Source organism: Methylobacterium sp. WL6, assembly GCF_008040095.1.
Lineage (GTDB): Bacteria > Pseudomonadota > Alphaproteobacteria > Rhizobiales > Beijerinckiaceae > Methylobacterium.
In genome coordinates this window covers 1-2,378 of record NZ_VRVH01000471.1, presented here as the reverse complement: position 1 = coordinate 2,378, position 2,378 = coordinate 1, and the positions used below count along the sequence as shown (strand labels likewise).

The following is a 2,378-nucleotide window of genomic DNA, read 5'->3' as shown; positions in this document are numbered from 1 at the left end:
GCCCAGGCCGGCCTCGCCGACCTCGCGCTCCGCCCGGCGGCGGTCCGGCGCGAGCGCGGCCACGACGTTCCCGGCCGAACGGTGATCGCAGTCAAACCCGAGACGTGACGCAGTTTAATCCCTGCGCCGCACAGCAACGTGAGGAAAAACACGCCGCCGTGATGAGCAGGTTGAACCTTGGCCGTGCTCGACCCTTTATAGCCGGCGATTCCGCCAAGACCCGTTCAACGATCTGCGCCTTCCCGCGGGGCGCGGGCGCGACCCACGACGCTTGCGAGGCATTCCATGGTGAACGAGAAGACCGCTCCCGGCGATCCGCCGGACAAGGCCTTCCCGGCGAGCGCGGCGACCCGCATCCCGCTCGCGATCGTGCTCGCGTTCCTGGCCGGCGCGACGGACTCGATCGGCTTCCTCGAGTTCTCGCAGCTGTTCATGTCGTTCATGTCCGGCAACACCACCCGCTTCGGCGTCGCCGTCGCCAACGCCGACTGGGAGAACACCGCCCGCGTCGTCACGGTGATCCTGGTGTTCTGCTTCGGCGCCTTCCTCGGGACGCTGATCGCCGCCTGGGTCGGCCGCTGGCGACTCTCGGTGCTGCTGACGATTGAGGCCGCGCTGCTGGCGCTCGGCCTGCTGATGCCCTGGGGCACCTTCGCCTTCCCGCTGCACGCCTACCCGATCGTGCTGGCGCTCGGCCTGCAGAACGCGATCCTCCAGGACGAGGGCGGCCGCAGCATCGCGCTCACCTACGTCACCGGCGCGGTGGTCCGCTTCGGCACCGGCATGGCCAACCTGATCCTCGGGACGGTCGCGTCCTCGTTCTGGATCCAGGCGCCGCTCTGGGCCGGGCTCTCCTCCGGCGCGGTCGTCGGCGGCCTGCTGCAGATCCGCTACGGCGAGACCGCCTTCCTGTTCCCGGCAGCGCTCGCCGCCCTGCTCGCCGTGGTCGCGGTGATCCTGACGATCGCCAAGCCCGGCAGCACGCTGGTCGCCGGCTCCTCGCCGGCCCCCGACGCCAGCCCCGACGCGAAGGCGATCGACGCGATCCACTGATCGCCCACTCTTCCCCTCCCCCTCTGCGGGGGGAGGAAAGAAACGCTCAATCCACCGGCGCCCCGCGCAGGCGCTTGGTCGCGCCGCGCTGGGTCTTGGCCTCGAGCCGGCGCTTCTTCGAGGCGAGGGTCGGGCGCGTGGCCCGGCGCGGCACCGGGGGCACTGCGGCTTCGGCGACGAGCTTGGCGAGCCGCTCGCGGGCGTCGGCGCGGTTGCGCTCCTGCGTGCGGAACTGCTGGGCGCTGATCACCAGGACGCCGTCGGCGGTGAGCCGGCGCCCGGCGAGCCGCATCAGCCGCACCGCGACCGCGTCCGGGAGCGCAGCGGAGCGGCGCACGTCGAAGCGCAGCTGCACCGCGGTCGAGAGCTTGTTGACGTTCTGGCCGCCGGGACCCGACGCCCGCACGAAGGTCTCGTGCAGCTCCGCCTCGTCGATGGCGATCTGGGGCGTGCAGACCAGGGCCACGGCCCCCTCCCCTCCGGCTCAGCCGGCTTCCGCCGGGGTGCGCGCCTTCACGGCCAGCGCATGGAGGCCGCGCGCGAACGCTTCGGCCATCAGCGCGTTGACGACGCGGTGACGGTCGACGCGGCTCTTCCCCTCGAAGGCGGCCGAGACCACATCGATGCGAAAGTGCGTCTCGCCCCCCGGCCGCGCGCCGGAATGGCCGGCATGCAGGTGGGATTCGTCCACAACCGAGAGGCGCGCGGGCGCGAGTTCCGCCGCCAGCTTACCCTCGATCCAGTCCCGCAGCGTCGCTGTCTCGGTCATCCGCCCGTCCCTCGTCTCATCCGAACAGCCGCGTCACCAAGCGGCCGGGCCGTCAAGCCCGTTCGCCCGCATGCGTCATCAGGCCCGGCGCCCTTGTGTCTCGGGTCCGCCCCCTCATAATCGCCCCGTCATGGATCTCAACTCGCCCCTGTTCGACAGCATCCGCATCCGGCGCACCTGCGACGAGCCGAAGACCGCGGCCGGCAAGACCGCCGGCGGGAAGACCGCGAGCGGCAAGCCCGCCGGCACCTGCGAGGCGGAGGGCTGCACCCATGCGGGCCTGTTCCGCGCGCCCAAGGGCCGCCGTGCCGAAGGGCAGTACTGGAACTTCTGCATCGACCACGTGAAGGCCTACAACGCCACGTACAACTACTTCGACGGCATGAACGACGACGCCGTCCAGGCCTTCCAGAAGGACGCGATCATCGGCCACCGCCCGACCTGGGCGATGGGCGTCAACCGCCCGGCGAGCGCCAAGGCGGCCGACGCGCCGCCGCGCGACTGGGCCTATGTCGACCCGCTCGGCGTGCTGCGCGCCGAGGGGGTCGACATAGGC

3 protein-coding genes and 1 pseudogene are annotated in these 2,378 nt (G+C 71.6%); 2 read left to right on the top strand and 2 right to left on the bottom strand.

Annotated features, from left to right (window positions below):
* Positions 1 to 285: 285 nt before the first annotated feature.
* Positions 286 to 1,053 (top strand): YoaK family protein, encoded by a 768-nt coding sequence (locus tag FV230_RS27330; protein ID WP_147729555.1) that lies wholly within the window; start codon positions 286 to 288, stop codon positions 1,051 to 1,053.
* A gap of 46 nt (positions 1,054 to 1,099) precedes the next feature.
* Here FV230_RS27330 and arfB read toward each other — a convergent pair whose 3' ends face one another.
* Positions 1,100 to 1,519, bottom strand: a complete 420-nt coding sequence (gene arfB / locus FV230_RS27325) for an alternative ribosome rescue aminoacyl-tRNA hydrolase ArfB (RefSeq protein ID WP_147729556.1) — start codon at positions 1,517 to 1,519, stop codon at positions 1,100 to 1,102.
* An 18-nt stretch (positions 1,520 to 1,537) separates the two neighbouring features.
* Positions 1,538 to 1,822, bottom strand: coding sequence for a BolA family protein (locus FV230_RS27320; protein ID WP_147729557.1), 285 nt, complete (start codon positions 1,820 to 1,822; stop codon positions 1,538 to 1,540).
* Between the two features lie 130 nt (positions 1,823 to 1,952).
* Between FV230_RS27320 and FV230_RS27315 the strand changes: the two are divergent.
* Positions 1,953 to 2,378 (top strand): annotated as a pseudogene (locus FV230_RS27315) (molecular chaperone DnaJ); the annotation flags it as partial.

What these genes read in the sequence shown, in the direction of transcription:
- FV230_RS27330 (WP_147729555.1), top strand. Translation starts at nt 286, where the DNA reads ATGGTGAACGAGAAGACCGCTCCCGGCGATCCGCCGGACAAGGCCTTC.
- FV230_RS27320 (WP_147729557.1), bottom strand. Translation starts at nt 1,822, where the DNA reads ATGACCGAGACAGCGACGCTGCGGGACTGGATCGAGGGTAAGCTGGCG.